At 66.8% G+C, this 26489-nt stretch carries 26 protein-coding genes; 17 read left to right on the forward strand and 9 right to left on the reverse strand.

The window, feature by feature from the left end:
• Positions 1-186: 186 nt before the first annotated feature.
• The 3 genes from AC1RGE_RS02945 to AC1RGE_RS02955 are packed head-to-tail and all read right to left on the reverse strand — an operon-like array spanning position 187 to position 3203.
• A complete protein-coding gene (locus tag AC1RGE_RS02945; RefSeq protein WP_011060859.1) occupies positions 187-1014 on the reverse strand; it encodes a sulfite exporter TauE/SafE family protein in 828 nt (275 codons plus the stop codon).
• A complete protein-coding gene (locus AC1RGE_RS02950) occupies positions 1011-2288 on the reverse strand; it encodes an NAD(P)/FAD-dependent oxidoreductase (RefSeq protein ID WP_492583301.1) in 1278 nt (425 codons plus the stop codon). The genes AC1RGE_RS02945 and AC1RGE_RS02950 overlap by 4 nt, the downstream gene beginning before the upstream one ends.
• Before the next feature lie 30 nt (positions 2289-2318).
• Positions 2319-3203 (reverse strand): MBL fold metallo-hydrolase, encoded by an 885-nt coding sequence (locus AC1RGE_RS02955; protein WP_011060861.1) that lies wholly within the window; start codon positions 3201-3203, stop codon positions 2319-2321.
• Between the two features lie 251 nt (positions 3204-3454).
• Between AC1RGE_RS02955 and AC1RGE_RS02960 the strand changes: the two genes are divergently transcribed.
• Positions 3455-4768, forward strand: coding sequence for a sigma-54 interaction domain-containing protein (locus AC1RGE_RS02960; protein ID WP_072452278.1), 1314 nt, complete (start codon positions 3455-3457; stop codon positions 4766-4768).
• A gap of 26 nt (positions 4769-4794) precedes the next feature.
• Here the strand turns inward: AC1RGE_RS02960 and AC1RGE_RS02965 are convergent, their stop codons facing one another.
• Complete coding sequence (locus AC1RGE_RS02965) at positions 4795-5337, reverse strand: GNAT family N-acetyltransferase (RefSeq protein WP_053151015.1); 543 nt, start codon at positions 5335-5337, stop codon at positions 4795-4797.
• Positions 5338-5542: 205 nt separating this feature from the next.
• Between AC1RGE_RS02965 and AC1RGE_RS02970 the strand changes: the two genes are divergently transcribed.
• The 4 genes from AC1RGE_RS02970 (at position 5543) to AC1RGE_RS02985 (ending at position 8499) form a co-directional block, all read left to right on the forward strand.
• Positions 5543-7030 (forward strand): PAS domain S-box protein, encoded by a 1488-nt coding sequence (locus AC1RGE_RS02970; RefSeq protein ID WP_041117729.1) that lies wholly within the window; start codon positions 5543-5545, stop codon positions 7028-7030.
• Between the two features lie 136 nt (positions 7031-7166).
• Positions 7167-7418: a CsbD family protein gene (locus AC1RGE_RS02975; protein ID WP_072442217.1), complete on the forward strand. Its 252-nt coding sequence runs from the start codon at positions 7167-7169 to the stop codon at positions 7416-7418.
• 1 nt (position 7419) lies between these two features.
• Positions 7420-7680: a DUF1652 domain-containing protein gene (locus AC1RGE_RS02980; RefSeq protein ID WP_492583303.1), complete on the forward strand. Its 261-nt coding sequence runs from the start codon at positions 7420-7422 to the stop codon at positions 7678-7680.
• 177 nt (positions 7681-7857) lie between these two features.
• On the forward strand, positions 7858-8499 hold the full coding sequence (locus AC1RGE_RS02985) for a trimeric intracellular cation channel family protein (RefSeq protein WP_492583305.1): 642 nt from the start codon (positions 7858-7860) through the stop codon (positions 8497-8499).
• Positions 8500-8706: 207 nt separating this feature from the next.
• On the opposite strand, the gene AC1RGE_RS02990 is transcribed toward AC1RGE_RS02985, so the two are convergent.
• Together AC1RGE_RS02990 and AC1RGE_RS02995 are read right to left on the reverse strand one after the other, a co-directional pair.
• Complete coding sequence (locus AC1RGE_RS02990; RefSeq protein WP_011060868.1) at positions 8707-10101, reverse strand: sensor histidine kinase; 1395 nt, start codon at positions 10099-10101, stop codon at positions 8707-8709.
• Positions 10079-10762 carry a response regulator transcription factor gene (locus tag AC1RGE_RS02995; RefSeq protein WP_011060869.1) on the reverse strand — a complete coding sequence of 228 codons (684 nt, stop codon included), beginning with the start codon at positions 10760-10762 and terminating at the stop codon, positions 10079-10081. The genes AC1RGE_RS02990 and AC1RGE_RS02995 overlap by 23 nt, the downstream gene beginning before the upstream one ends.
• 181 nt (positions 10763-10943) lie before the next feature.
• Here AC1RGE_RS02995 and AC1RGE_RS03000 point away from each other — a divergent pair, with 181 nt between their 5' ends.
• The 6 genes from AC1RGE_RS03000 (at position 10944) to hcnC (ending at position 16201) form a co-directional block, all read left to right on the forward strand.
• A complete protein-coding gene (locus tag AC1RGE_RS03000; RefSeq protein ID WP_019094279.1) occupies positions 10944-11285 on the forward strand; it encodes a YdcA family protein in 342 nt (113 codons plus the stop codon).
• Between the two features lie 38 nt (positions 11286-11323).
• Complete coding sequence (locus AC1RGE_RS03005; RefSeq protein ID WP_019094280.1) at positions 11324-11710, forward strand: hypothetical protein; 387 nt, start codon at positions 11324-11326, stop codon at positions 11708-11710.
• 190 nt (positions 11711-11900) lie between these two features.
• Positions 11901-12842, forward strand: coding sequence for a membrane protein (locus AC1RGE_RS03010; protein WP_011060872.1), 942 nt, complete (start codon positions 11901-11903; stop codon positions 12840-12842).
• Positions 12843-13231: 389 nt separating this feature from the next.
• A complete protein-coding gene (gene hcnA, locus AC1RGE_RS03015; protein WP_011060873.1) occupies positions 13232-13549 on the forward strand; it encodes a cyanide-forming glycine dehydrogenase subunit HcnA in 318 nt (105 codons plus the stop codon).
• Positions 13546-14955, forward strand: a complete 1410-nt coding sequence (gene hcnB / locus AC1RGE_RS03020) for a cyanide-forming glycine dehydrogenase subunit HcnB (protein WP_011060874.1) — start codon at positions 13546-13548, stop codon at positions 14953-14955. Before hcnA ends, hcnB begins: the two co-directional genes overlap by 4 nt.
• Positions 14948-16201 (forward strand): cyanide-forming glycine dehydrogenase subunit HcnC, encoded by a 1254-nt coding sequence (hcnC, locus tag AC1RGE_RS03025; RefSeq protein WP_072442211.1) that lies wholly within the window; start codon positions 14948-14950, stop codon positions 16199-16201. The genes hcnB and hcnC overlap by 8 nt, the downstream gene beginning before the upstream one ends.
• Positions 16202-16471: 270 nt before the next feature.
• Here hcnC and AC1RGE_RS03030 read toward each other — a convergent pair whose 3' ends face one another.
• Together AC1RGE_RS03030 and AC1RGE_RS03035 are read right to left on the reverse strand one after the other, a co-directional pair.
• Positions 16472-17083 carry a glutathione S-transferase gene (locus tag AC1RGE_RS03030; protein WP_011060876.1) on the reverse strand — a complete coding sequence of 204 codons (612 nt, stop codon included), beginning with the start codon at positions 17081-17083 and terminating at the stop codon, positions 16472-16474.
• Positions 17084-17351: 268 nt separating this feature from the next.
• Entirely contained in the window at positions 17352-18575 is a 1224-nt protein-coding gene (locus AC1RGE_RS03035; RefSeq protein WP_011060877.1) for a multidrug effflux MFS transporter, read from the reverse strand.
• Positions 18576-18667: 92 nt separating this feature from the next.
• Here AC1RGE_RS03035 and pdxR point away from each other — a divergent pair, with 92 nt between their 5' ends.
• The 3 genes from pdxR (at position 18668) to AC1RGE_RS03050 (ending at position 21418) form a co-directional block, all read left to right on the forward strand.
• Positions 18668-20137 (forward strand): MocR-like pyridoxine biosynthesis transcription factor PdxR, encoded by a 1470-nt coding sequence (gene pdxR / locus AC1RGE_RS03040; protein WP_492583307.1) that lies wholly within the window; start codon positions 18668-18670, stop codon positions 20135-20137.
• A 75-nt stretch (positions 20138-20212) separates the two neighbouring features.
• A complete protein-coding gene (locus AC1RGE_RS03045; protein ID WP_492583309.1) occupies positions 20213-21133 on the forward strand; it encodes a DHH family phosphoesterase in 921 nt (306 codons plus the stop codon).
• Between the two features lie 15 nt (positions 21134-21148).
• A complete protein-coding gene (locus AC1RGE_RS03050; protein WP_011060880.1) occupies positions 21149-21418 on the forward strand; it encodes a DUF7660 family protein in 270 nt (89 codons plus the stop codon).
• A 19-nt stretch (positions 21419-21437) separates the two neighbouring features.
• Here the strand turns inward: AC1RGE_RS03050 and AC1RGE_RS03055 are convergent, their stop codons facing one another.
• Positions 21438-22358 carry a MurR/RpiR family transcriptional regulator gene (locus AC1RGE_RS03055; RefSeq protein WP_011060881.1) on the reverse strand — a complete coding sequence of 307 codons (921 nt, stop codon included), beginning with the start codon at positions 22356-22358 and terminating at the stop codon, positions 21438-21440.
• A 315-nt stretch (positions 22359-22673) separates the two neighbouring features.
• Between AC1RGE_RS03055 and AC1RGE_RS03060 the strand changes: the two genes are divergently transcribed.
• From AC1RGE_RS03060 to iolB, 3 genes are all read left to right on the forward strand, one after another.
• A complete protein-coding gene (locus tag AC1RGE_RS03060; protein WP_492583311.1) occupies positions 22674-24614 on the forward strand; it encodes a bifunctional 5-dehydro-2-deoxygluconokinase/5-dehydro-2-deoxyphosphogluconate aldolase in 1941 nt (646 codons plus the stop codon).
• A gap of 130 nt (positions 24615-24744) precedes the next feature.
• Positions 24745-25653 carry a myo-inosose-2 dehydratase gene (iolE, locus tag AC1RGE_RS03065; RefSeq protein ID WP_072442201.1) on the forward strand — a complete coding sequence of 303 codons (909 nt, stop codon included), beginning with the start codon at positions 24745-24747 and terminating at the stop codon, positions 25651-25653.
• Complete coding sequence (gene iolB / locus AC1RGE_RS03070) at positions 25650-26456, forward strand: 5-deoxy-glucuronate isomerase (protein ID WP_492583313.1); 807 nt, start codon at positions 25650-25652, stop codon at positions 26454-26456. The genes iolE and iolB overlap by 4 nt, the downstream gene beginning before the upstream one ends.
• The last annotated feature ends 33 nt before the right edge of the window (positions 26457-26489 follow it).

The raw sequence follows: 26489 nt of genomic DNA on the forward strand, positions 1-26489 counted from the left end.
GCTGGCAAGCCAGCTCCTACGGGGGGCGCACATGATGCTGTAGGAGCCGGCTTGCCGGCGAAAGGGCCGGATCAGGCACCGTGAATCTTACGTCAGGACAGCGGCGCCTGTGAGTACGCCTTCGCTGGCAAGCCAGCTCCTACGGGGGGGCGTACACGATGCTGCAGGAGCCGGCTGGCGAAGGGGTCAAGGGGCAATCAGCCCCAGGGCGCCGCCGGCCAGCAGCAGGGCAGCGAGGATCCCGGTGATGGCGAACAGCTGTTGCAACCGCGGGCCGGCCAGGTGGCTGGCTACCTGGCGTCCCAGCACCAGCCCCAGGACCGCCCCCAGGGCAAAGGGCGCGCCCACCGCCCAGTGCATGATCCCGCTGAGGCTGGCGGTGACCACGCTGCCCAGGGAGACCAGGGCGATCACCGCCAGTGAGGTGGCGACGATGCTCTTGCTGTCCAGGTTGGTGTAGCGGCTCAGGGCCGGGATGATGACGAAGCCGCCACCCACCCCCAGCAGCCCGGAAAGCAGCCCCGAGAGCATTCCGGTGAAGGTCAGCGCCCGGGCGCAGGGCAGGGTCCAGCGCAGGCGGCCCTGGGCCGGGTTGAGCACGCAGGGCATGAAGGCCGGGCGCGGCGCCGGCTGGCCCTGTTTCAGTTCCAGGCTGGCCTTGCGCAGGATGCGCCCGCAGGCGTACAGCAGCACCAGGGAGAACAGCAGCGCCAGCGGCAGGTTGGGTAGGCGGTGGGCCAGCCACAGGCCCAGCGGCGCCATGAGGATGCCGATGCCGGCCACGAACCCCGCCGCGCGGTAGCGCACGATGCCCTGGCGCAAACCCAGCACCGCGCCGACGCTGGCTGCCAGGCCCACCGCCAGCAGGCCGATGGGCGCGGCCTCGACCATGCTCAGGCCCAGGCCGAAGACCAGGAGCGGCACGGCGAGGATGCCGCCACCGGCCCCGGTCAGGGCCAGGATCGCGCCAATGATCGCCCCCAGCCCGGCGCCCAGAAGACTGTGTTCGCTCATGCTTTCGGGGTGTCCGTGGCCAGGGTCGGGTGGGCCAGCCATTCGTGGCCCTTGAGCATGCCGCGCCAGTACAGCGGTGGCAGGATCCGTTCCTTCAGCCACCAGGCGCGACGGGTTGGCTGGCGCCCGTCCAGCAGCCAGCGCGGGAAACTCGGTGCCAGCTTGCCGCCATAGGTGAATTCGGCGAGGACGATCTTGCCCCGTTCCACGGTCAGCGGGCAGGAACCGTAGCCGTCGTATTCGGCCAGGCGGGTCAGGCGCTTGAGGGCCACCAGCACATTGTTGGCCACCACCGGTGCCTGTTTGCGTGCCGCTGCGGCGGTCTTGGCATTGCTGGTATTGGTGGCGTCCCCCAGGCCGTGGATGTTCACGTAGCGCTTGTGGCGCAGGCTGCCCGGGTCGACGTCGATCCAGCCGGCGGCGTCCGCCAGGGGGCTCTGGCGGATGAAGTCCGGGGCGCACTGGGGAGGCACCACGTGCAGCATATCGAAGGCCCGTTCCAATGTTTCCTGGCGGCCATCGGCCAGGGTGCGGACAAAGGTCGCGCGTTTGGCCGGGCCGTTCACCGCCACCAGGTTATGGCCGAAATCCAGTTCGATGGCGTATTTCTTCACGTATTCCATCAGCGCCGGCACGTAGTCGGCGACGCCGAACAGCACACCGCCGGCATTCAGGAAGCGCGGCCTGATCTGCCCCAGGCGGCCGTGGCGCAGCCAGTGGTCGCAGGACAGGTACATGGCCTTCTGTGGCGCTCCGGCGCACTTGATCGGCATCGGCGGCTGGCTGAACAGCGCCTCGCCCTGCTGCAGTTGCTGCACCAGTTGCCAGGTGTAGGGCGCCAGGTCGTAGCGGTAGTTGGAGGTCACGCCGTGGTTGCCCAGGGCCTGGGGCAGGCCGTCGATGGCGGCCCAGTCGAGCTTGAGCCCGGGGCAGACGATCAGTTGGTCATAGGCCAGCACCCGGCCGTCCTCCAGTACGAGGGCGTTGTGTTCCGGGTCGAAGCGGCTGACCGCGTCCTGGATCCACTTGACCCCCTGGGGCATCAGCTCGGCCATGGCGCGCTCGGTGGACTGGGCGCTGAATACTCCGGCGCCCACCAGGGTCCAGCCGGGTTGGTAATAGTGGTGCCGGGCAGGGTCGATGAGTGCCACGTCCAGGTGTGGATCGCGGGTCAAGAGGCTGGCAGCAACGGCGATGCCGGCGGCACCGCCACCGACGATCAGCACCTGGTGGCTGCCGTCGACAGTGGGCAGGGCCGGGTTGAAGGGGCGCATGGCAAGGTCTCCGTGTGGAGTAGGTAATAGTTATAGGGTGTTCAGGGGAATCTTCAGGTAGCTCACGCCGTTGTCCTCGGGCTCGGGGAAGTGCCCGCTGCGCATGTTGACCTGCACCGAAGGCAGGATCAGCACCGGCATGTCCAGGGTCGCGTCGCGGGCTTCGCGCATGGCCACGAAGCTGTCTTCGTCGACCCCCTGGTGAATGTGGATGTTGTTGGCGCGCTGCTCGGCGACGGTGGTCATGTACTGCAGCTCGCGGCCGTTGGGCAGGTAGTCGTGGCACATGAACAGCCGGGTGCTGGGGGGCAGGGCGAGGATCTTGCCGATGGAGCGGTACAGGGTCCGCGCGTCGGCCCCGGGGAAGTCGCAGCGGGCGGTGCCGTAGTCGGGCATGAACAGGGTGTCGCCGACAAAGGCCAGGGTTTCGTCGCCGACCTGCACCAGGTAGGTCATGCAGGCCGGGGTATGCCCCGGGGTGTGCATGGCCCGCGCGGTGAGGCCGCCGATGGCGAATTCGGCGCCGTCTTCGAGCAGCACGTCGAACTGGCTGCCGTCCCGGGCAAAGGCCGGGGCTTCGTTGAACAGCGCGCCGAAGGTCTTCTGCACCCGGGTGATCTGGTTGCCGATGGCCACCTGGGCCCCGAGCTGCGCCTTGAGGTAGGCGGCGGCCGACAGGTGGTCGGCATGCACATGGGTTTCCAGGATCCAGTCGACCCGGGCGTCCAGCTCTTTCACCCGGGCGATCAGGCGGTCGGCGGACTCGGTGTGGGTGCGGCCGGATTTCGGGTCGTAGTCCAGCACGCTGTCGATCAATGCGCAGTGGCGGCTGGCCAGGTCCATCACCAGGTAGCTGATGGTCCAGGTATGGCTGTCGAAAAAGGCTTCTACACGCAGCGTGTCGCTGATGATCATGGGGCACTCCAGGCAATGAAGGTGAGGGCAGTCTGCGCTGACGCTCGTTTCTTGAAGTGTCAATAAGCGTGCCAACCCGAAACGGCGTCGTTTGGCGCCTGTTCATTGGTTTAGACGCTTTTTCAACCCCTTGGTGATGTGTTGTCGCCAGGACTGTCATCCGGGCTTGGCAGTCATTTGGCAGTTGCTGGCAGAAAATGGCAGTGATGGCGCCCATGCTTTAAGCTGCCGCCTCTGCCCCGGAGTTGCCCATGTCCCTGATTGCCACCGACCTAGTCCCGCCACCGATGTCCGCCCTGGTGTCCTACCTCGAACACGACCCGCAGCCCACCATAGTGCTGGACACCGACTACAACATCATCGCCGCCAACACCGCCTACCAGCGTCAGTTCGGCGTGGCCGGCAAGCCCCACGTGGGCGCCAAGTGCTACCGGGTGTCCCACCAGTTCGCCGTGCCCTGCGACCAGGCCGGCGAGCATTGCCCGATGCGCAAGGCCCATGACAGCCGCGTACCGGAACGCATGCTGCACATCCACCACACGCCCCGGGGGCCGGAGCATGTGGACGTGGAGCTGCGGCCGATCATTGGCCAAGACGGCACGGTGGTGGCCTATGTCGAGCGCCTGAGTTCGGTGGCCGTGGCCTCGGTACAACCCCAGCAGAAGGGCCTGGTGGGGCGCTCGCCGGCCTTCAACGAAGCCTTGGGCGCCTTGCAGCGGGCGGCGCCGGCGCCGATCCCGGTATTGCTCCAGGGTGAATCCGGCACCGGCAAGGAGCTGTTCGCCCGTGCCCTGCACGACGGCAGCCCCCGGGCCAGCGGGCCGCTGGTGGTGGTGGACTGCACCGGGCTCACCGAAAGCCTGCTGGAAAGCGAATTGTTCGGTTATGAAAAGGGCGCCTTCACCGGTGCCCTGCAGCGCAAGATCGGCCTGGCCGAAGCCGCCCATGGCGGCACCCTGTTTCTCGACGAGATCGGCGAAGTGCCCCTGGCCATGCAGGTCAAACTGCTGCGCCTGATCGAGTCCGGCAGCTTTCGCCCGGTGGGCAGCCTGCGCACCGTGCACTCGGATTTCCGCCTGGTGGCGGCGACCCACAAGCCGCTCAAGGAAATGGTCGCCGCCGGCACCTTCCGCCAGGACCTGTACTACCGCATCAGCGCCTTCCCGATCCGCCTGCCTGCCTTGCGCGAACGCAGCGACGACCTGCCACTGCTGATCGACAGCCTGCTGCGCCGGCTTGACCCCGGGGTAGTGCCGCGGGTCGATCCCCAGGCCCTGGCCCAACTGAGCCTGTACACCTACCCGGGCAATATCCGCGAGCTGCGCAACATCCTCGAGCGGGCGCGGCTGTTCAGCGACGACGGGGTGATCCGCCTGGCGGACCTGCCGCCGGAGCTGCGCAGCACGCCGGCACCAGCGCCGCCGGGCCGCCGCCGCGGCAACAAGGACCTGGAGCAACTGGCCCATGCCCTGGAGGTGTTCGAGGGTTCGCGCAGTGAGCTGGCCAGGGCCCTGGGCCTGAGCGAGCGGACCCTGTACCGGCGGCTCAAGGCCCTGGGTCTGTAGCGGCGGGCGAGGGTGGCAGGGCCACCTCAATCTTGGGCGGGGTGGTTCTGGAGGGGCAGGTCGCAGGCCATCACCCACATGCCGATCTGTTCCAGGTCGGTGCTGAACGGCACCTCGTCGACCTGCCGCAGGCCGGCGCTTTCATAGAAGCGCCGGGCGCCGCTGTTGCTCTTGAGCACGTCCAGCCACAGGCAGGGCTCACCGGCAGCGCTGGCCCGTTGCAGCACATGCTCCAGCAACCGGCGGCCATAGCCCTTGCCGGCCTCGGACTTGAGCAGGTAGATCTTCTGCAGTTCGGCCCCGCGCCGGGCTCCATCGGGCAGTGGCCGGTTCCAGTTGAGCTTGGCAAAACCGATGGGCTGCTGCTGCGGATCCAGGGCCAGCAGCCACAGGTGCAGGTGCTTGTCGGCCAGGGACTGTTCCAGGGGGGCGGGGGCAAAGTCCTGGGCCAGGAACTGCTGCATGCCTTCGGTGCTCCAGATCGCGGCGAAGTGCTCGCGGTAGGTGGCGCAGCCAATGGCCTGGAGGGTGTCGATGTCGCGGCTGTCGGCTTCACGGATGGTGATCATGCGTCATTCCTCGAGGGGCGGCTGGCCGGTGTCGCCGGGCTGGCGGCTGGCCCGCAATCCGGACGGGGCAGCTTACTCCGTTGCCCAAAGGGGCTCCAGCGTTCGGGCCGGGGCACGATGGCGGCGCGCCGTGGTCGTAGTTGCAGCCCCCTTTTTACCGGCGTGCGGGATGTTTGGCGCAGCGTCGGGTTCTTCCGGAGATGCCATGAGCCAGGCCGTACTTGCCACCGAAACCAACCGCCGCCAATTGCAGCAGATCATCTCCGGCCTGTCCGACGGGGTGATCCTGATCGAGACCGACAAGCCCCGGACCCTGCTCTGGGCCAATGAAGCGGCCCTGGCCATGCACGGCGTCAGCACGGTCGAGCAGTTGGGCGGCAATCTGCGCGAATACGCCCGGCGCTATGCCTTGCGCTACCGCAACAACCATCCACTGGGCCTGGACAGCTACCCCATCAACCGGGTGGCTGCCGGAGAGACCTTCAGCGACGTGGTGGTGGAGGTCCAGGCCGAGATCGACGGCGAACCCCGGCACTGGGTGCACCGGGTGCGCAGCATGATCCTCGAGGACCGCAATGGCGCGCCGGAGTCCCTGGTGCTGATCCTCAGTGACGCCACCGACTGGGCCAGCGCCGAGCAGCGCTTCGAGAAGACCTTCAACGCCAACCCGGCGCCGGCGGTGATCTGCCGCCTGGGGGATTTGCGCTACATCAAGGTCAACCAGGGCTTCCTGGAGATGACCGGCTATGCCCGGGACCAGGTGATCGGCCGTTCGGTCTACGAGCTGGACGTGCTGGAAGACGCCGAGCACAAGGAACTGGCCGTCGAACGCCTGGGGCAGGGTGCGACCATCCCGCAGATGCAGGCCGAGCTGCGCCTGCCCGAGGGCGGCAGCAAGCTGGTGATCGTCGCCGGCCAGCCGCTGGACATCAACGACGAGGACTGCATGCTGTTTTCCTTCATGGACCTGGAGCCGCGGCGCAAGGCCGAGATCGCCCTGCGCCAGAGCGAGGAGCGTTTCGCCAAGTCGTTCCGCCTGACCCCGGTGCCGACCCTGGTGTGCAGCGCCGAGCAGCAGATCGTCGATGTCAACGAAGCCTTTCTCGACACCTGCGGCTACAGCAGCGAAGAACTGCTGGGCAAGACCGTGCAGGACATCGGTTTTATCGCCGAGCCCCAGGCAGCCGAGCAGTTGTTCGGCCGCCTGGAGAAGAGCGGCAACGTCATGGGCCTGGACCTCAAGGTGCGCAAGAAGGGCGCCGAGCAGGTGGACTGCGTGGCCTACGCCGATACCGTGCTGATCCAGGACAGCCCCTGCTACCTGCTGGTGCTGATGGACATCAGCGAGCGCAAGCGCTCGGAGCTGGAGCTGGTGGGCGCCATCGAGGAGGTGATGCGTGATGCCTCCTGGTTCAGCCAGACCCTGATCGAAAAGCTCGCCAATGTGCGCAACACCCGCAGCGCGCAAGCCCCGGCGGTAACCTCTGCCGAGCTCACCACCCGCGAGCGCGAGGTCCTGGGGCTGATCTACCAGGGGCTGGCGGACAAGGAAATTGCCGCGCAACTGCAGTTGGCCCCCAACACCGTGCGCAATCACGTGGCCACTCTGTACTCCAAGCTCGATGTGCACAGCCGCGGCGAGGCCATTGTCTGGGCCCGGGAGCGCGGGCTGTTTGCCGGCAGTGCCGGCTGACCCAGTGCAAATGCACCAGTGCAACCAGTGCAAATGCGCCTTTTGCCCAGGGGCGGGCCTTTCTATCCTGTGATTCTGCGCAGGGCTCTGTATCGGGCCTCTGCCATTCATGAACCGCAGTAGAAGGAGCGCCAGCATGGCTAGCGAACAGATCAAGGGCACAGTGGGCAAGGTGGCCGGCAAGGCCGAGGCCGTGGTGGGTGAGTGGCTGGATGATGAGCAACTGCAAGCCCGCGGCATGGCCCGGGAAGCCGCCGGGCAATTGCAGGAAAAGTACGGCCAGGCCCTGGACCAGGGCGAGCGCTGGGTCCGGGACAAACCGCTGTTGAGCGTGGCCCTGCTGGCCGGCGTCGGCCTGTTGGCGGGCCTGCTGCTGCGGCGCCGCTGAAATGCCGGCGGCCGTCACCCTGGCGCAGTTGCGCGCTTGTATCGAGCAGCGCCTGGCGCCCCTGGCCTGCAGCTTCAGCAACGCCGGTGACGGCACCCTGACCCTGCGGGTGTTCGAGCCGGCCAGCGGCCGGGTCGACCTGGTGGTGACCGGGCTCAGCGCCCGGGCGCTGCAGAGCGAGGCCGATGTGCAGAAGATCATCGACGAACTGCTCTATGAGCTGGGCAGCAACTCCCTGGGCCAGCTCGATCTGGCGCCCTGAACCCGGCCTTGCACCGGGGCCGGTCGATGGCGACAGCCCACGGCCTGAACTATAAGCAAAGGGTCGACGGTCGGGTTCCCGGCCGTCATCTCCAGCCTTTTGCAGGTGCCCGGGCATGCCTTCAACCCTGTTGCCGCGCCGTATTTTCCTGATCACCTCGCTTTTCTGGATGGGCCCATGAACGCCCGGGCCCAGGGCTTGCCCCGGCGCCTGGAAAACATCGTGCTGGTGGCGGATCTGGCGGGCACTGCGGTGTTTGCCGTAGAGGGCGCGATCAGCGCCATGCGCGCCCAGCTGGACCTGCTGGGGGTGATGGTGATCGCCTTTATCGTCGCCCTTGGCGGAGGGGTGACCCGTGACCTGCTGATTGGCGCCACGCCGCCCAAGGCCGTGGCCGACTGGCGGTACCCGGCGCTGGCGCTGCTGATGGGCGGGCTGGCCTTCGTGGCACGGGACTGGGTGCTGGGGTGGTCCGGGCCGCTGCTGATTCTGCTGGACGCCGCGGGGTTGGGGCTGTTTGCCGTGGCGGGCACGCAGAATGCGCAGAACTTCGGCATCTCGCCCTTTGTCTCGATGCTCATGGGTACGGTGAGCGGGGTGGGGGGCGGGGTGATTCGCGACATTGTCCTGGCCCGCATTCCCCTGGTGCTGCAGGTCGACCTGTATGCCAGCTCGGCCTTTGTCGGCGCGGCCAGCCTGGTCATCGCCCGGCGCCTGGGCGTGCCGCCTTTATGGTCGGCCTGGCTGGCGGGCACCGTCTGTTTCGCCCTGCGCATGCTCTCGGTGCGCTACGGCTGGCAACTGCCCAAGGCCTTGTAGCCGCTGCCGCAGGCTGTGAACGGCTTGGGCGGCATTGCGACGCAGAAGACACCGGGAGCGTGAGAGCGCGGAAGGTTTGGCGCAAGATCGTCAAGCAAGGCCCTGCGTACCGAACGCGGCCCGGCCTTTCGCAGCTTCGCAGGCTCAGCAGTGGCTACAGGATCACAGGGTCACAGGCACCGGATCACAGGGGCGTGGAGGCCGGGCTCAATTGTCGGCAATCAGGCTCGGCCGGCAGTCCAGGCTCAGGCGCGCGCCGCCGCGTTCGCTGCTGCCCACCTCAAGCTTGAAACCGTGCAGGCTGACAATCGCCGCGACGATCGACAGGCCAAGGCCAAACCCGCCCTGGGCATTGTTTTCATCCACCCGGTAAAAGCGCCGGAACACCGCCGCCCGTTCCGCTGCGGGTATTCCGGGGCCTGAGTCGAGCACTTCCAGGCGCGGGCTGCCGTCGTCGTCGATCCCCCGCAGGATCACTTCGCCCCCCGGTGGGGTGAACTTGATGGAGTTGCTCAGCAGGTTGGCCAGGGCCTCGAACAACAGGGCGCGGTCACCGGTGAGGCTGGGCAGGCTCGCCGGTACATCCAGCACCAGGGTCAACTGGCCTTCCTCGGCCAGGGGTAGGTAGAAGTCATAGAGCTCGTGCAGCAGGGGCAGGGGGTCGAGCACCAGGAAGCCCGAGCGCCGCTGCTGGTCCTCCAGTTCGGAAATCCGCAGCAACCCGCGAAAGCGCGCCATCAGGGTGTCGGCCTCGGCCAGCAGCTGGTCCATCTGCAGGGCCTGGGGCGAGCCTTCCTCGGCCTGTTGCTGCAGGCGATAGAGCTGGGCCCGCAGGCGGGTCAGCGGGGTGCGCAGGTCGTGGGCGATGTTGTCGCACACGCCCTTGACCTCATGCATCAGCCGTTCGATGCGTTCGAGCATGGCGTTGACGATGGCCGCCAGCATGTCCAACTCGTCGCGCCGGTCCGACAGTGGCAGGCGCCGGGTCAGGTCGCCGGCGACTATGGCTTCGGCGCTGGCCTGGATCTGGCGGATGCGCCGCAAGGGCCGGCGGCGCAGCAGGTGCCAGCCGGCGGCGCCGGGAATGATGGTCAGGGAAATGCCCCAGAGCAGGGCGTGGAGAATGATCCGGGTCACCGCGAACAGCGAGCCGTTGTCGCGCACCAGCACCAGCCAGCGGCCATCCCGGGTGTGGGTGGCCACGGCGTCGCAGCTGTCGCGGGGCAGGCTCGGGTCGTCGGAGTCGATGCAGTTCTTCAGTTCGTGGATCTTGCCGTCCAGGGGCAGGTCGTCGGGTATCTGCCGGATCGGCCCGCTCAGGGGCCGGCGCTGCTCATCGAACAGGCCGTAGGCGTCGATGGCCCGCATGTCGAAAGTCATGCTGGTGGTCAGGGCTTCCACCAGCTGGTCGCCCTCGAAGCGCGCGAACAGGTGCTGGCGCTGCATCAGCGAGTGCTTGGCCAGGCTGTCCAGGTAGGTGGAGACCTCGTAGTACAGCACCCCCATGAGGATGCAGCTCCAGGCCACGAACAGCGTGCTGTAGAGCGCCAGCAGGCGGCTGCTGGAGGAACGCCAGCCTTTAGAGGGGTTCAGCAATGACATAACCCGAGCCTCGCACGGTGCGGATCAACGGGGTCATGCCGGGCGGGTCGATCTTCTTGCGCAGGCGGCCGATGTGCACGTCGATCAAATTGGTCCCGGGGTCGAAGTGATAGCCCCAGACCTCCTCGAAGATCATCATCCGCGAGAGGATCTGCCCGGTGTTGCGCATGAGGAATTCCAGCAGCTTGTATTCGGTGGGCAGCAGGCTCAGCAACTGGTCGGCGCGGGTTGCCTCGCGGCTGATCAGGTTCAGTTCCAGGTCCGCCACCCGCAGGCTGGTGTCGAAATCCTTGACCGTGTTCTTGCGCCGCAGCAGCACTTCGACCCGGGCCGCCATCTCGTCGGAGGCGAAGGGCTTGGTCAGGTAGTCGTCGCCCCCGGCCCGCAGGCCGCGCACCCGTTCATCGACGTCGGAGAGGGCGCTGATCATCAGGATCGGCGTCGACACACCGATGGTGCGCAGGGTGGTGACGATGGCCAGGCCGTCCAGTTCCGGCAGCATGCGGTCCAGGGTGATCAGGTCGTAGTCGCCGCTCACGGCGCGCACCAGGCCCTCACGGCCATTGTCCACCCAATCCACGTCGAGGCCGTGGCTGCTCAGTTCGGCGACGATTTCCCGGGCGGTCACGGCGTCGTCTTCGATGGTCAGAATGCGGGTCATAGGCGTTACCTGTTTGGCGGTTCGTGACACAGGCGGGCATTTTGCCAAGAAACGGCGGCCGCAATTCTAAAAAAACTTTCATCTGCGCCTCCAGGACTCTCTCCAGACCTTGAACAAGCCCCTGCCAGAGGCCGCGCTGCCTGATATTATCGCGCCACTTTTATGGCCAGGAGGCACATCCATGACGGGCCTGCCCCGGGTTGGCTGGAAGCCATTGTCCTTTCTCTGCCTGATGGTGCTGTGCAGCAGCGCGGTGCTGGCGGCCAACCAGCCCTGTTCCGGGCGCAAGGGCGGCATCGCCCGTTGCGACGGCGAGCTGTTCCTGTGCAACGACGGCTCCATCAGCGCGTCGAAAAAGAACTGCGCCCTGATGTCCGGCCAGCGCTCCACTACCCCGCGGGCCGAGCCCCTGCTGCGCGACGCCCAGGGATGCAGCTGTGGCAGCGGCAGTTTCTGCACCGGGCCCCGGGGCGGGGTGTACTGCCTGACCCCCAGTGGCAACAAGAGCTACAAGCGGCATTGAAAACCCGATTGACCTTCTGTGTATCAAGGTGTTGTGCAATGAACTACGCATCACGTTTCAAAGGACTGCTGTGGCTGCTGGTGGCCAGCCTGCTGTTGAGCCTCGCCGTGGATCTGGCGCTGCGCCTGCCCGGTTACCTGGAGGCCTATGCTGCCGACCCTCGCTATGCGCGCTGGATGCTGGCGTATCGCGGCCTGGACGTCCTGGTCATCGCCCTGATGGCGGTGGCCGTGCCGGGAATCATGCGGCTGCTGGATTTTCGTCGTTCGGCCTGGCTGGCATTGCCGCTCTTTACCTTGTGGGGGCAGGGTATCGGGCAATTGGCCCTGGTGGGCAACCTGCTGCTGGCCCTGTGGGTCCTGGTACTGGTGGTGCACCTGTGCTGGACCCGCGGCCGGGAGCTCTACCGGAGCCGGCAGGCCTGAGCACCGGGCGGGCCGTGCAGAACGCCCGCCCGAAAACTCCCGGGCCGGTAAATTGCACGATCCGGGATTGTCTTCTTATCGCAAGTCATTGAAATAAAAGCGCTTATAAAGTTCGTGCAACTGGCACGGTGGCTGCACTTGTCCCTTCGAGACGTGTAACACCATTTTTCATGCCTGGAGCTGAACAACAATGAACAGACCCTCTGAACACCTGCTGGCCACCGCAGATGCCTCGAGTCATCACTCGGGCGTGTCCTGGGCGGCGATCTTTGCTGGCGCCGCGGCGGCCGCCGCTCTTTCGCTGATCCTCCTGTTGCTGGGCTTCGGCCTGGGCTTTTCCGCGGTTTCGCCCTGGGCCGGCAGCGGCATCAGCGCCAAGGGCCTGGGCATTTCCAGCATTGTCTGGCTGGCCGTGACGCAGATCATCGCTGCCGGCCTGGGCGGTTACATCGCCGGGCGCCTGCGGGTGAAGTGGGCCAACCTGCATGGCGATGAAGTGTATTTCCGCGACACCGCCCATGGCTTCCTGGCCTGGGCCGTGGCCACCCTGGTCACCGCGACTTTGGTGGTGGGGTCGGTCAGCAGCGTCATCAGCGGCGGCGTGCATGCCGGCGCCCAGGTGGCTTCCGGCGCCGCCGGTGCCATGACCCAGGTGGCCGGCCATGCTGCCGCCCAGGGTTCCCAGGATGACTACGGCTACTTCGTCGACAGCCTGTTCCGCGACGATCGCCCGGCGGCGGTCAGCGATGACGCGGCCCGTGGCACGGTATCGCGGATCTTCGTGCGCACCCTGAGCAACGACGGCCAGTTGGCCCCTGAGGACCGCAGCTACCTGGCGCAATTGGTGGCCCAGCGTACCAACCTCAGCCAGGCCGATGCCGAGCGTCGGGTCGATGAAGTCTTCGCCAAGACCCGCCAGGCCGTGGAAGAAGCCAAGCAGGCCGCCAAGGAAGCTGCCGACACCGCAGCCAAGGTGGCTGCCTGGTCGTCGCTGTGGATGTTTATCGCGCTGTTGTGCGGGGCCTTCTTCGCCAGCCTCGCGGCGACCTTTGGCGGTCGTCGTCGGGACGCCGTGGTCTGGCTTGAAAGCGATGTCCAGCCGCGCACCGTAGCCCCCACCCCCGTTCACTGATCCAGGAGATTTCCCATGCGCTCATTACTCTTGTGGTTCCTCGGTGTGCCGATCCCGGTGATTATCCTGATCGCCCTGTTCATGCACTGATTCAAGCTATAAAGCCCGGCCCGAACGGGCCCGGGCCTTCCCGAACGCCGCTGCCGGCCATTGCCGCCAGCGGCGTTTTTGTGCGCGGTATCGCAGTTTTGCAAGGGCTGGCCACCGTCGGGTGCGAGGCAGCCGTTTGCTTGGCCCAGATCAATATCCGTGTCCGACAAACCGACTAGATTGGCCCGCGCTCGGTTCTGACAAACAGCTTGGGACCGGGACGTTGCCCGGTCCCGACCGCAGCAGCATGGACGGCGGGACGCCGGCAACCCCATTCATTTTTCACGGATGAACCCACAATGCGTCAGATAGACCGCAACTTCGATATTCAGCCGCTGCAGCATGCGGACATGACCATCAGCCTCAATGGCCAGCCAGTCACTGCCGCCCTGGGTGAAACCGTCCTCAGCGTGATCCAGGCCACCGGCCTGCGCCAGGTAGCGCGCAACGATCACGGGCAACTGGTCGGCGCCTACTGCGGCATGGGCGTGTGCCATTGCTGCCTGGTGCAGATCGACGGCCGGCACAAGCGCCGCGCCTGCCAGACCCTGGTCAAGCCGGGGATGCAGGTGCAGACACTGAGCAACCGCATCACTGAAACGGAGCCCACGTTATGAGCCTGAACCCGGTGATCGTCGGCGGTGGGCCGGCGGGCATGGCGGCCGCCATCGAACTGGCCGAGCACGGTGTGCGCAGCACCCTGATCGAAGAGGCCTCGCGCCTGGGGGGCGTGGTCTACCGCGGGCCGTTGCGCGACGGCGTGCAGCTGGATTACCTGGGGCCGCGCTACTGCGAAATGCTGGCCAAGCTGCACGGCGATTTCGCCGACCACGAACAGATGATCGACGTGCGCCTCAACAGCCGGGTAGTGGGCGCCGAGGGCACCCAGAGCCTGGTGCTGCTCGATGGCGAAGAGCAGGTGCAGCAGGTCAGCTACGAGCAGTTGATACTGGCCGCCGGCTGCCATGAGCGCAGTGTGCCGTTCCCCGGCTGGACCCTGCCCGGGGTCAAGCTCCTGGGTGGCCTGCAATTGCAGATCAAGAGCGGGGTGGTCAAGCCCCAGAGCCCGGTGGTGATCGCCGGTACCGGCCCCTTGCTGCCCCTGGTGGCGTGTCAGCTGCATGCTTCCGGCGTGCGCGTGGCGGGGGTCTACGAGGCTTGTGCCCTGGGCAAGATCGCCAAGCAGAGCCTGGCCATGCTCAACAAGCCGCAACTGTTTCTCGACGGCCTGAGCATGCTCGCCTACCTCAAGCTGCACGGCATTGCCCTGCGCTATGGTTGGGGCGTGGTCGAAGCCCAGGGCCAGGACGCCCTGAGCGTGGTCACCGTGGCGCCGTACTCCAGCGACTGGCAGCCGGACATGGCCAAGGCCCAGCGCATTGCTGCCCAGACCCTGGCGGTGGGCTACGGCTTCATCCCGCGCACCCAGTTGAGCCAGCAGATGGGCCTGGAACACAACTTCAGCGACGACGGCTACCTGCGCGCCAGCGCCAACGCCTGGCAGCAGAGCAGCGAGCCCCACGTGCACTTGGCCGGCGACATGGGCGGCATCCGCGGCGGCGAGGCGGCCATGCTCAGCGGGCGTATCGCCGCGCTGTCGATCCTCATGCAGCGTGGCGTACTGAGCAACGAAGCGGCCCTGCAACGGCGCCAGGGTTACGAGCGCAAGCTGGCCTCGATCCTGCGTTTTCGTGGTGCGGTGGACCGCTATACCGCGCGTGGCGCCGGGCAGGTAGAGCTGCCCAAGGGCGACACCGTGATCTGCCGTTGCGAACACACCACCCGCAACGACATCGAGCGTGCCCTGAGCCAGGGCGTGCAGGACATGGCCAGCCTGAAAATGCGCACCCGGGTGAGCATGGGCGACTGCCAGGGGCGGATGTGCGTGGGCTATTGCAGCGACCGCCTGCGCCAGGCCACCGGGCGCAAGGACGTGGGCTGGATCCGCCCGCGCTTCCCCCTGGACCCGATTCCGTTTTCCGCGTTCCCGCCGTCTGACCAGGAGGTCTCCCAGCATGATTAAGCATTACGACGTGGTCATTGCCGGTGGCGGCGTGATCGGCGCTTCCTGCGCCTACCAGTTGTCCAAGCGCAAGGACCTGAAGGTGGCGCTGATCGACGCCAAGCGCCCGGGCAACGCCAGCCGCGCTTCGGCCGGCGGCCTGTGGGCCATCGGCGAGTCGGTGGGGCTGGGCTGCGGGGTGATCTTCTTTCGCATGATGTCGGCCAACCGCAAGCGCGAGGCCCAGGGTTCGGCGGTGGTGGTGGATTCCAGCACTCCGCACATCCTGCCGCAGTCGTTCTTCGACTTCGCCCTGCAGTCCAACGAGTTGTACCCGCGCCTGCACCGCGAGCTGATGGGCCTGCACAACATGGATTTCAAGTTCGAGCAGACCGGGCTCAAGTTCGTCATCTATGACGAGGAAGACCGGCTGTACGCCGAGCACATCGTCGGCTGCATCCCGCACCTGAGCGACCAGGTACGCTGGCTCGACCAGGCGGCCCTGCGCGCCGCGGAACCCAATGTCAGCCATGAAGCCCAGGGCGCCCTGGAGTTCCTCTGCGACCACCAGGTCAACCCGTTCCGCCTCACCGACGCCTACACCGAAGGCGCACGCCAGAACGGCGTGGATGTGTACTTCAACACCAACGTCACCGGGGTCCTGCACCAGGGCAATCGGGTCAGCGGGGTGAAGACCGACGTTGCCGGGTTGTTCCGCTGCACGACCCTGATCAACGCCGCCGGCGCCTGGGCCGCCGAGCTGAGCCTGCAGGCCACGGGCATCGAGATTCCGGTGAAGCCGGTGAAGGGCCAGATCCTTCTCACCGAGCGCATGCCCAAGCTGCTCAACGGCTGCCTGACCACCAGCGACTGCTACATGGCGCAGAAGGACAACGGCGAGATCCTGATCGGCAGTACCACCGAGGACAAGGGCTTCGACGTCACCACCACCTACCCGGAGATCAACGGCCTGGTGCAGGGCGCAGTGCGCTGCGTACCGGAGCTGGCCCATGTCAACCTCAAGCGCTGCTGGGCGGGGTTGCGCCCGGGTTCGCCGGATGAGCTGCCGATCCTCGGGCCGATGGATGGGGTCGAAGGCTACCTCAATGCCTGCGGGCACTTCCGCACCGGCATCCTGACCTCGGCCATCACCGGCGTGTTGCTGGACAAACTGGTGAACGACGAAGCCCTGCCGCTGGACATCACCCCCTTCCTGGCCCGGCGCTTCGCCACTACCCCCGTGAAGAAACAGCCCGAACCGGCCTGACCGCTCTGTAGGCGCTGGCTTGCCAGCGAAGGCGTTTTCGCCGGCAGCCGGCTCCTACGGGGATATGGGGTTGCTGTAGGAGCTGGCTTGCCAGCGAAGGCGTTTTCGAAGGCGCTGCAAGGCTTGCGGGCCTCTTTGCCGGCAAGCCGGCTCCTACGGGGATATGGGGTTGCTGTAGGAGCTGGCTTGCCAGCGAAGGCGTTTTCGAGGGCGCTGCAAGGCTTGCGGGCCTCTTCGCCGGCAAGCCGGCTCCTACGGGGAGGGTGTGGCTCAGGTGGCGGGGGTGGCGAGGAACACCGGCAATTGTTCGGCGTACTCGGCAAAGCCGCGTACTGCCGGGAATTGCCCGGGGTTGAACTGGTCCGCCACCATCATCTGGCTGAAACTCCAGGCCACCGCCAGGCTGATGCCGGCCTGGCCCAGGGAGCCGTCCCGGGGCAGGGGCTGTTTCTGCAACTCCTGCTCCAGCTCGCCATAGGCGGCTTGCAACTGGCCGCCAACCCGCTCCAGCCAGGGGCCGTGCTGTTTCTCCGCGGGGCGCAGGTTGCGCTCGTAAACGATCTGTACCGACTTCTCGCAGGCCGCCAGGGCCAGGCCGACCAGCCGCAGTTCACGCAGGCGCTGGGGCAGGGCGGTGGGCATCAGGCTGCGTTGCGGGCCGGCCAGGGTTTCCAGGTAGTCGATGATCAGGCTCGAATCCATCAGCACTTCACCGCCCTCGCAGACCAGGGTCGGGGCCTTGACCACCGGGTTGATCGCCTTGAACTGCTCGAAGGTGCTGAACACCGAAAGCGAGTGATGCTCGAAGGGCAGGCCCAGGCTCTTGAGGCTGATGGCGACGCGGCGCACGTAGGGTGAATCGAGCATTCCAATAAGCTTCATCACGTATTTCCTTGTCTTGAACGGCACAACGGATGGGAAAGGCGCGGCCAATTTAGCGGTATTGAAGCGGCCTTGCACAGTGCAAACCTGTAGCCGCTGCCGCAGGCTGCGAACGGCTCCGAAGGAGATGCGGGGATATTGAAGGCGCTAGAGGTTCGGCTGGAGGCCGCCACGCAAGGCCCTGCGTACCGAACGCGGCCCGGCCTTTCGCAGCTTCGCAGGCTCAGCAGCGGCTACAGGGGTGCAGGAAGGCGTTCCGAGCCGGCGCCTATTGCCGCCGTGGCCGCAGGCACCACCAGGCCAGCCCCAGGGCCAGGCTGAACAGGCCGGTCAGGGCCTGCAGCGAGCCCGCCGGGCTGTCCGCCAGCAGGCTGGCCAGCAGCCCGCAGCCGGCGGTCATGGCCATCTGGATAAAGAAGAACAGACCCGAGGCGGTGCCCGCCACCGCCGCATAGGGCTGCAGGATCGCCAGCTGGCAGGCGGGAATCGCCAGGCCCACCGAGAGCATCAGCGCCAGCATCGGCAGCACGATGGCCCACAGGCTGTCGGGCCACAGGTTGCGGGTGAGCAGCAACAGGCCGGCGCCGGCCAGGTTCAACAGGCAGGCCGCAGTGATCAGGCGGTCGGCACTGTGGCGTACCCCCAGGCGCTGGAACAGTCGCGACCCCATCAGGTAGCCGGCCACGGTGGCGGCGAACACCAGGGCGTAGGCCGTGGGCGACAGCCCCAGCTGGCGCTGCAACAGCGCCGGCGATTGCACAATGAACGGGAAGTAGGTGCAGTACAGGCAGCCGATGGCCAGGGAATAGCGCATGAAGTAGGCCTCGCCCAGCAGGCGCAGGTACAGGCGCGGCAGGCTTTTCACGGCCACTGGCGCGAGCTGCGGCGGGCGGGTTTCGGCCAGCCGCTTGAACATCAGCAGCCAGGCCGCCGCGGCCACCAGGCTCAGGCACAGGAACAGGCCACGCCAGCCCAGCAACTGGTCGATCAGGCTGCCCAGGGGCGGTGCCAGCATCGGCGACAGGGCAATGCCCATGGACAACAGCCCCAGCAGCCGCGGCTGCTCCTCGGGCGGGCAGCGGTCGCGGACCATGACCCGGCCCACCAGGGTGCCGCAGCAACCGCCCAGGGCCTGCAGCAGGCGGGCGGCCATCAGTACTTCGACACTGGCGGCCAGCATGCAGGCCAGGCTGGCCGCGAGAAACAGCGCTGTGCCCGCCAGCAGTACCGGGCGCCGGCCATAGCGGTCGCACAGCGGGCCACCCAGCAGCATCGACAGGGCATAGCCGAGCATGTACAGGCTCAGGGTCAGTTGCAGCTGGGCGTCGCTGGCCCCCAGTTGGTCGGCCATGGCCGGCAGCGCCGGCAAGTACAGGTCGATGCTGATCCGCGGCAGGCAGACCACCACCAGCAGCAACAGGGTCCAGAGCCAGGGGGCGAGGGGGCGTTCAACAGCGATGGAGCGGGTGGTGATGGGGCTGGCGGGCGGCATGGCAGGCTCGGGGCAGAGGGCGATGGCGCTGAAATTAAGGGGTTTGTGGTTTAATGCCGAGCACCATTTAGGCCGCTTTTGACTGGACCACTATGAGCCGTGGAAAACACCCCGTGCCCCTCGACCTGCCGCTGCCCCAGCACTGCGATGAAGCCCTGGGCAAACAGGACAGCGCCTACAGTGCCCTGCGCCAGGCGATCCTGGAAAAACGCCTGCCGGCCGGCTGCCGCTTGCCCTCGACCCGCACCCTGGCCCAGCGCTGGGGCCTGTCCCGGGGCACCCTGGAAGTGGTCTTCGACCGCTTGCGCAGCGAAGGTTATGTGAGCCGGGCCAGCGGTTCCGGGACCCGGGTCTGCGCGGTGGTGCCGGACCTGTACCTGAGCGCCCCGGCACGGGCGGCGGCACCCATCGTCAGCGAGAGCGAGACGCCGTACCTGCCGCTCAGCGTGCGGGCCGGCCAGCCGTTTGTCGCCCGGCTGGCCGACCCGGCGCTGTTTCCCCTGCAACGCTGGACCCGCTCCCTGACCCGGGCCCTGGGCAATGCCTCGGCGCAGTCGCTGTGGGACGCCGACCCCGGCGGCCTGCCGGCCCTGCGCCAGCAGATCGCCCAGTACCTGGGGCAGCACCGGGGCATCGCCTGCGAGCCGCAGCAGGTGATGATCACCACCGGCATCCGCCATGGCCTCGACCTACTGGCCCGCAGCCTGCTGCAAGCGGGCGACAAGGTGTGCCTCGAAGACCCCGGCTACCTGTCGGCCCGGAGCCTGTTCGCCCTGGCCGGAGCGCGGCTGGTGCCGATTCCGGTGGAGGAGGACGGGATCGATGTACAGCAGCTGCAACACCATCAGGATGCCCGCATGGTCTATGTCACCCCGGCCCATCAGGCGCCCCTGGGCATGACCATGCCGGTGTCCCGGCGCCTGGCCCTGCTGGAGTGGGCCCGGCACAGCGAGGCCTGGGTGGTGGAGGACGACTACGACAGCGAATTCAACTACCAGAGCGCGCCCCTGGCGGCCCTCAAGTCCCTGGACCGGGACGACCGCGTCATCTACTGCGGCAGCTTCAACAAGACCCTGTTCGCCGGCCTGCGGGTGGGCTTCATGCTGCTGCCCGAGCGCCTGCGCCCGCGGTTGCTAGCCACCTTGCAGGACACCGGGCGCTCGGTGGGGGTGATCGAGCAACTGGCCCTGGCCGACTACATCGCCAGCGGCGCCTTCCTGCGCAATCTGCGGGCGGCGCGCCAGGCCTATCAGGAACGCCGCGACCTGCTGCTGGCGATCCTCGCCAGTGAAGCACCGGGCTGCTACAGCATCAGCGGCCAGCAGGCCGGGCTGCATCTGCTGCTGACGTTGCCGCCGGGCAGCGATGAGGCGCGCTTTCGCCAGCGCGCGGCCCAGCAGGGCCTGCTGTTGCAGGGCCTGGCCGAGCACTGCCAGCAGGTGCGCCGGCCGGCGGCGGTGATCGTCGGCTACGCGGCCCTGAGCCTGGCGCAGATCCGCTTCAGCGGCTCGCGGCTGGCGGCGCTGCTGGTGGCCGAGGCAGGGCCTGTAGAGGGCCGCTGACTGTCATCTGGCTGTCATGTGGCTCAGGCACCCTCGGCGCCCCGGCCTCCGGCCTTTGTGGATTACAGGGACGTCATGATCATTGTCACCGCCGGCGCGACCTATCTGGATATCGACGCCTACGCCGGCTGCATTGCCTATGCCGAATGGCTCAACCTCAGCGGCCGCCCGGCCCGGGCCCTGAGCAGCGCGCCGCTCAACGAGAGCATCCCGGGCACTTTCCGCCAGCGTCTCAAGGGGCTGGACGCCCATGTTCCGCAAGGGACCGAGCAGTTCGTGCTGGTGGACATTTCCAACCACCTGCACCTGGACCCGCTGGTGGACCTGGACCGGGTGGTGGAGGTCATCGACCATCACCCGGGTTTCGAGGCCTTCTGGAACGAGCGCCTGGGCCAGCACGCGGATATCCGCCAGATCGGTGCCGCCTGTACCCAGGTCTACCAGCGCTGGCGCGACTCCGGGTTGCTGCCCAGGATCAGCCGCGACAGCGCGCAACTGCTGGCGGCGGGCATTCTCGACAACACCCTGAACTTCACCGACCAGGGGTGCACCGCGGCGGACCGCCAGGCCTACGCCGACCTGACCGCGCTGGCCGGCCTGGGCCCCGACTGGCCCGAAGACTATTTCAAGCAGTGCCAGCAGCAGATCGAAGCGCAATTGCCCGAGGCCCTGCTCAAGGACCTGAAAGTGTTCGAAGCGTCCAGCAACCTGCCGCGGCGTTTCGCCCAACTGACCCTGTGGCATGCCCAGGGCCTGCTGGTGCGCCAGCGCAGCCTGATCGAGCAGGTGCTGGGGCAGTGGGGCGATGACTGGCTGCTGAACCTGATCAGCCTCGGCGAAGGCACGAGCTACCTGCTGACCGGCAGCCCGGGCAGTGCCCGCAAGCTGGAACGGCTGCTAGAGTGCAGCACCCTGGACGGCGTGCATTGCCCGGGCCGGCCGATCCTGCGCAAGGAACTGCTGCGCAAGGGCCTGGCGCTCCAGGCAACGTCCTGACGCCGGAGAGCCCCAATGGACCTTGAACAACGCTTGCAGCAGGTGCATGACGAGCAGAGCTTCCTCGACTTCGTCCAGGCGCTGATTGCCGACCGCCGCCAGGCGCAGCGCATGGCCCAGGCCGGCGAGGCCGACAGTTGGCAGAACCATTGCATCGAGGATTTTCTCGACGGCGCCCACGCCTGGGCCGAGGCCACCGGCATCGGTGCCACCCAGGGGCTGGTGGAGGCTTCGCCCTGGCAGCGCTTCGCGGTGTTCCTGTACTGCGGCAAGATCTACGAATAGCGCCGCGCCAGCCGAAGGGTTAGTCGTCGAAGCCGCCCTGTTCGTGAATCTCGTCCATCTTCAGTTCCAGGCGGTAGGCCACGGCAATGAACAGCGCCTGGCACAGGCACAGGGTGGCGCTCAGTGAGCGGAAGGCGAAGGAGCTGCCCTCGTTGACCAGCAGCACGCTGTTGGCGCGCTTGGCCAGGGGCGACAGGGTGCTGTCGGTGATGATCAGGGTCTTGGCCTGGTTGTGCTGGGCAATGCGCAGGCAGTGCTGGGTTTCCTTGGCGTAGGGGGTGAAGCTGATGGCGATCACCAGGTCGTTGGGGCGGATACTGCGCATTTGCTCGCGGTAGCTGCCCCCCAGCCCCGACACCAGGTGGATGCGCTTGTTGGTGTGCTGCAGGTTGTACACCAGGTAGTCGGCCACGGCGAAGGAGCGGCGCACCCCCACCACGTAGATGTTGTCGGTATTGACCACCAGGTCCACGGCCTGCTCGAAGGCCGCGTCGTCCAGTTCCAGGCCCAGGCGCTCGATCCCCGACAGGGTGGCGCTGATGCAGTCGCGCGCCAGGTCGCCGTCGCTGGCCTTCTGCGACTTGTTGGCGATCAGGCTGCGGATGCGCTGCTGGTAGTTCTGCACCGGCGTGGCCTTGTGGGTGTAGGCCTGGCGGAACAGCGCCTGCATTTCACTGAAGCCGCTGAAGCCGAAACGCTGGGAAAAACGCACGATGGCCGAAGGGTGCACCTCGCATTCGCGGGCGATGTCGCTGATCCGGTCGACCATGATCCGGTCGCTCTGCTGGCTCATGTAGCTGGCGATGCGCTTGAGCTGGCGCGGCAGGCTCTCGTACTCCTCGGTGATCAACTGCAGCAGCCGCTCGGCATTGGCCGGAGGGCTGGCAAGGTCGCTCTCGGGCGTGCGATCGGACAGGGCCGGCTGATCGGTGCGGGACATAACGGATCCTTCTGAGGGTACTGATGGGAGCGACCGCGGGCGTCGCCCCCTGACAATAAATGGGCTGCGGGCAGTCTACAGGGTCGGCGCCGGGAAAATCTTGAGGGGCCGGGCCCCGGGCGCCTTGCTGAAACGATGCACGGCACAGCCTTGGGCTTTGCAGAAAAGTTTAATGGAAAAAATATTCCACGCAAAAAATTTATAGAATAAATATTGATTGGTGCCGGGAGACGTTCTAGTCTGCATCCACCAAGTAGGCCTGCCGGGGCAGTGCGCGACGGCAGGCAGCGGCTGATAAAAATAACAGGAGCCAGCATGGGCCAGACTCGTTTTGCCAGTGGGCGTCAATTGGATCTGATCTGCCTCGGACGCCTGGGCGTCGACCTCTACGCGCAGCAAGTGGGGGCCCGGCTGGAGGACGTCGCAAGCTTTGCCAAATACCTCGGCGGCTCGTCGGCGAACATTGCCTTCGGCACCGCACGGCTGGGCCTCAAGTCGGCGATGCTGAGCCGGGTCGGTGATGACCACATGGGGCGCTTCCTGCTGGAGTCGCTGGTGCGCGAAGGCTGCGACGTCAGTGCCGTCAAGGTCGATCCGCAGCGCCTCACCGCCCTGGTCCTGCTGGGCCTCAAGGACCGTGAAACCTTCCCCCTGGTGTTCTACCGCGAGAACTGCGCGGACATGGCGCTGTGCGCCGCCGACATCGACGAAGCCTTCATTGCCTCCAGCAAGGCCCTGCTGATCACCGGCACCCATTTCTCCACCGACGGCGTCTACCGGGCCAGCCTGCAGGCCCTGGACTACGCGCAAAAGCACGGGGTCAAGCGGGTCCTGGACATCGACTACCGGCCGGTGCTCTGGGGCCTGGCGGGCAAGGCTGACGGCGAGACCCGGTTCGTGGCCGACCCGCAGGTCAGCCAGCATGTGCAGGGCATCCTGCCGCGCTTCGACCTGATCGTCGGCACCGAAGAGGAATTCCTGATTGCCGGCGGCAGCGACGATCTGCTGACGGCCCTGCGCACCGTACGTTCACTGAGTGCCGCGACCCTGGTGGTCAAGCTTGGTCCGCAAGGGTGCACGGTGATCCACGGCGAGATTCCGGAGCGCCTGGAAGACGGGGCGATCTACCCCGGTGTGCGGGTGGAGGTGCTCAACGTGCTGGGCGCCGGCGATGCTTTCATGTCCGGCTTCCTCAGTGGCTGGCTGGAAGAGGCCAGTGATGAGCGCTGCTGCCAGTTGGCCAACGCCTGCGGCGGCCTGGTGGTGTCGCGCCACGCCTGCGCCCCGGCGATGCCGACCCGGGCCGAACTGGACTATCTGTTCAGCAGCCCGGTGCCCATCACCCGTCCCGACCAGGACCCGGTGCTGCAACGCCTGCATCAGGTCAGTGTGCCGCGCAAGGCCTGGAAGCCCCTGTTCGTCTTTGCCTTCGACCACCGTGGGCAACTGGTGGAACTGGCGCAGCAAGGTGGGCGCGAGCTCAAGGCCATCGGTCAGCTCAAGCAACTCTTCATAGAAGCGGTGCAGCGGGTCGAAGCCGACCTGCGGCGCCGGGGCATCGAGGCCGATGTCGGCCTGCTGGCCGACCAGCGCTTCGGCCAGGAGGCGCTGAACGCCGCCACCGGGCGCGGCTGGTGGGTGGCGCGGCCGGTGGAAGTGCAGGGCTCGCGGCCCCTGGCGTTCGAGCACGGGCGTTCGGTGGGCAGCAACCTGATCGCCTGGCCCCAGGAGCAGATCATCAAGTGCCTGGTGCAATTTCACCCGGACGACGAACCCCTGCTGCGCCTGGAGCAGGAAGCACAGATCCGGGGCCTGTACCAGGCGTCCCAGGTCAGCGGGCATGAACTGCTGCTGGAAATCATCCCGCCCAGGGACCTGCCCGGCGCTCATCCCGAGGTGCTCTACCGCAGCCTCAAGCGCCTGTACAACCTGGGCATCTACCCCGCGTGGTGGAAGATCGAAGCGCAGTCGGCCGAGGAATGGAAAAAGCTCGATGAGCTGATCCAGGAGCGCGACCCCTATTGCCGTGGCGTGGTGCTGCTGGGCCTGAATGCCTCGGCCGAAGCCCTCGCCGAGGGCTTCCGGCAAGCGGCCGACAGCCGCACCTGCCGGGGGTTTGCCGTGGGCCGCACGATTTTCCAGGAGCCCAGCCGAGCGTGGCTGGCGGGGGAGATCGACGACGACATCCTGATCCGGCAAGTGCAGGGCACCTTCGAGCAACTGATCAACGCCTGGCGCAGCGCCCGCCCTGTGTAGGAGCCGGCTTGCCGGCGAAGAGGGTCTTGAGCCTGGTGCCAGGCTCGCCGGTGCCTTCGCTGGCAAGCCAGTTCCTACCAGTGCAAGGCCGTTCTCCACGCTTTCATGAATAACAACAAAAGGTGCAGCCATGCCCGCGATCCGAATTGGCATCAACCCGATCTCCTGGAGCAACGACGACCTGCCGGCCCTGGGCGGTGAAACGCCCTTGAGCACCGCCCTCAGCGAAGGGCGCGAGATCGGTTACCAAGGCTTCGAACTCAACGGCAAGTTCCCCAAGGACGCCAAGGGCGTGGGCGATGTGTTGCGCCCTTATGACCTGGCGCTGGTCTCGGGCTGGTACTCCAGCCGCCTGGCCCGGCGTTCGGTGGCCGAGGAAATCGACGCCATTGCCAGCCACGTCGAACTGCTCAAGCGCAACGGCGCCTCGGTGCTGGTCTACGGCGAAGTGGCCGACTCGATCCAGGGCTTGCCGGTGCGCCTGATCGAGCGCCCACGGTTCCACAGCGAGCAGGCCTGGCAGGACTACGCCGACAAACTCACGGAGCTGGCGCGTTTCACCCTGTCCCAGGGCGTGCGCCTGGCCTATCACCACCACATGGGCGCCTACGTCGAGTCCCCGGCGGACATCGACACGCTGATGCGCCTGACCGGCGAGGAAGTCGGCCTGCTGTTCGATTCGGGCCATTGCTACATGGGCGGCGGCGAACCCCTGGAGGTGCTGCGCCGGCATATCGGGCGGGTGTGCCATGTGCACTTCAAGGACGTGCGCAAGCCGGTGGTGCAACTGGCGCGCAACAACCTGTGGAGCTTCCCGGACTGCATCATCAACGGCACCTTCACCGTGCCCGGCGATGGCGACATTGACTTCGCCGCCTTGCTCGATGTGCTGCTGGACGCAGGCTACCAGGGCTGGCTGGTGGTGGAGGCCGAGCAGGACCCGGCGGTGGCGCCGAGCTATGTCTACGCGAAAAAAGGTTACGACACCCTGCGGGCCCTGCTGGACGCTGGCCTGCAACGCAGGAGGGCTGCCCAATGAGCCTGCTGGTTAAAAGCGCTGCAAAGGGCCGGACCATGGTCCAGTTGCAAGAGGGCGCCCTGGAATACGTGGGGTTCAGTGCCTACCGCCTGGGCCTGGGGGAAAGCCTGCCGGTCAGCGCCGGCGACAAGGAGCTGTGCCTGGTGCTGCTCAGCGGCCGTATCGATGTGCAGGGCGAAGCGCCCCAGGGCGCCTTCCAGTGGTCCAACCTGGGTGACCGGCAATCGGTGTTCGAGGACAAATCCCCCTTTGCTGCCTACCTGCCGCCGGGCAGCCGGGCCCGGGTCACGGCCTTGAGCGATGTGCAGATCGCTGTGTGTGCCGCCCCGGGGGCAGTCGATAACGACCTCGGCCCTCGGCTGATCCGCCCGGAACAGTGCAGGCGCAGCGTGCGTGGCAAGGGCGCCAATACTCGCTACGTCTGCGACATCCTGCCCGACAGCGAGCCGGCCCATTCCCTGCTGGTGGTGGAGGTGCGCACGCCGTCCGGGCATTCCTCCAGCTACCCGCCGCACAAGCACGACACCGACGACCTGCCGCACCAGAGCTTTCTGGAAGAGACCTATTACCACCAGCTCAACCCGCCCCAGGGCTTCGTCTTCCAGCGGGTCTACACCCACGACCGCAGCCTGGACGAGGCCATGGCGGTGGAGCACCACGACCTGGTGGTGGTGCCCAGGGGGTACCACCCGGTCAGCGTGCCCTATGGCTACGAGTCCTATTACCTGAACGTGATGGCCGGGCCGAAGCGGGTCTGGCAGTTCCATAACGACCCCCGGCACAGCTGGCTGCTGGATCTGTGAGCGACGCACCTTTGCCGATTTTCGGGGAGCTGG

It is taken from the genome of Pseudomonas sp. GW823-FHT02C05 (assembly GCF_058797595.1).

Excerpts from the sequence above, each read along its gene's own strand:
- AC1RGE_RS02945 (WP_011060859.1), bottom strand. The coding sequence starts at position 1,014 with ATGAGCGAACACAGTCTTCTGGGCGCCGGGCTGGGGGCGATCATTGGC.
- AC1RGE_RS02950 (WP_492583301.1), bottom strand. The coding sequence starts at position 2,288 with ATGCGCCCCTTCAACCCGGCCCTGCCCACTGTCGACGGCAGCCACCAG.
- AC1RGE_RS02955 (WP_011060861.1), bottom strand. The coding sequence starts at position 3,203 with ATGATCATCAGCGACACGCTGCGTGTAGAAGCCTTTTTCGACAGCCAT.
- AC1RGE_RS02960 (WP_072452278.1), top strand. The coding sequence starts at position 3,455 with ATGTCCCTGATTGCCACCGACCTAGTCCCGCCACCGATGTCCGCCCTG.
- AC1RGE_RS02965 (WP_053151015.1), bottom strand. The coding sequence starts at position 5,337 with ATGATCACCATCCGTGAAGCCGACAGCCGCGACATCGACACCCTCCAG.
- AC1RGE_RS02970 (WP_041117729.1), top strand. The coding sequence starts at position 5,543 with ATGAGCCAGGCCGTACTTGCCACCGAAACCAACCGCCGCCAATTGCAG.
- AC1RGE_RS02975 (WP_072442217.1), top strand. The coding sequence starts at position 7,167 with ATGGCTAGCGAACAGATCAAGGGCACAGTGGGCAAGGTGGCCGGCAAG.
- AC1RGE_RS02980 (WP_492583303.1), top strand. The coding sequence starts at position 7,420 with ATGCCGGCGGCCGTCACCCTGGCGCAGTTGCGCGCTTGTATCGAGCAG.
- AC1RGE_RS02985 (WP_492583305.1), top strand. The coding sequence starts at position 7,858 with ATGAACGCCCGGGCCCAGGGCTTGCCCCGGCGCCTGGAAAACATCGTG.
- AC1RGE_RS02990 (WP_011060868.1), bottom strand. The coding sequence starts at position 10,101 with ATGTCATTGCTGAACCCCTCTAAAGGCTGGCGTTCCTCCAGCAGCCGC.
- AC1RGE_RS02995 (WP_011060869.1), bottom strand. The coding sequence starts at position 10,762 with ATGACCCGCATTCTGACCATCGAAGACGACGCCGTGACCGCCCGGGAA.
- AC1RGE_RS03000 (WP_019094279.1), top strand. The coding sequence starts at position 10,944 with ATGACGGGCCTGCCCCGGGTTGGCTGGAAGCCATTGTCCTTTCTCTGC.
- AC1RGE_RS03005 (WP_019094280.1), top strand. The coding sequence starts at position 11,324 with ATGAACTACGCATCACGTTTCAAAGGACTGCTGTGGCTGCTGGTGGCC.
- AC1RGE_RS03010 (WP_011060872.1), top strand. The coding sequence starts at position 11,901 with ATGAACAGACCCTCTGAACACCTGCTGGCCACCGCAGATGCCTCGAGT.
- hcnA (WP_011060873.1), top strand. The coding sequence starts at position 13,232 with ATGCGTCAGATAGACCGCAACTTCGATATTCAGCCGCTGCAGCATGCG.
- hcnB (WP_011060874.1), top strand. The coding sequence starts at position 13,546 with ATGAGCCTGAACCCGGTGATCGTCGGCGGTGGGCCGGCGGGCATGGCG.
- hcnC (WP_072442211.1), top strand. The coding sequence starts at position 14,948 with ATGATTAAGCATTACGACGTGGTCATTGCCGGTGGCGGCGTGATCGGC.
- AC1RGE_RS03030 (WP_011060876.1), bottom strand. The coding sequence starts at position 17,083 with ATGAAGCTTATTGGAATGCTCGATTCACCCTACGTGCGCCGCGTCGCC.
- AC1RGE_RS03035 (WP_011060877.1), bottom strand. The coding sequence starts at position 18,575 with ATGCCGCCCGCCAGCCCCATCACCACCCGCTCCATCGCTGTTGAACGC.
- pdxR (WP_492583307.1), top strand. The coding sequence starts at position 18,668 with ATGAGCCGTGGAAAACACCCCGTGCCCCTCGACCTGCCGCTGCCCCAG.
- AC1RGE_RS03045 (WP_492583309.1), top strand. The coding sequence starts at position 20,213 with ATGATCATTGTCACCGCCGGCGCGACCTATCTGGATATCGACGCCTAC.
- AC1RGE_RS03050 (WP_011060880.1), top strand. The coding sequence starts at position 21,149 with ATGGACCTTGAACAACGCTTGCAGCAGGTGCATGACGAGCAGAGCTTC.
- AC1RGE_RS03055 (WP_011060881.1), bottom strand. The coding sequence starts at position 22,358 with ATGTCCCGCACCGATCAGCCGGCCCTGTCCGATCGCACGCCCGAGAGC.
- AC1RGE_RS03060 (WP_492583311.1), top strand. The coding sequence starts at position 22,674 with ATGGGCCAGACTCGTTTTGCCAGTGGGCGTCAATTGGATCTGATCTGC.
- iolE (WP_072442201.1), top strand. The coding sequence starts at position 24,745 with ATGCCCGCGATCCGAATTGGCATCAACCCGATCTCCTGGAGCAACGAC.
- iolB (WP_492583313.1), top strand. The coding sequence starts at position 25,650 with ATGAGCCTGCTGGTTAAAAGCGCTGCAAAGGGCCGGACCATGGTCCAG.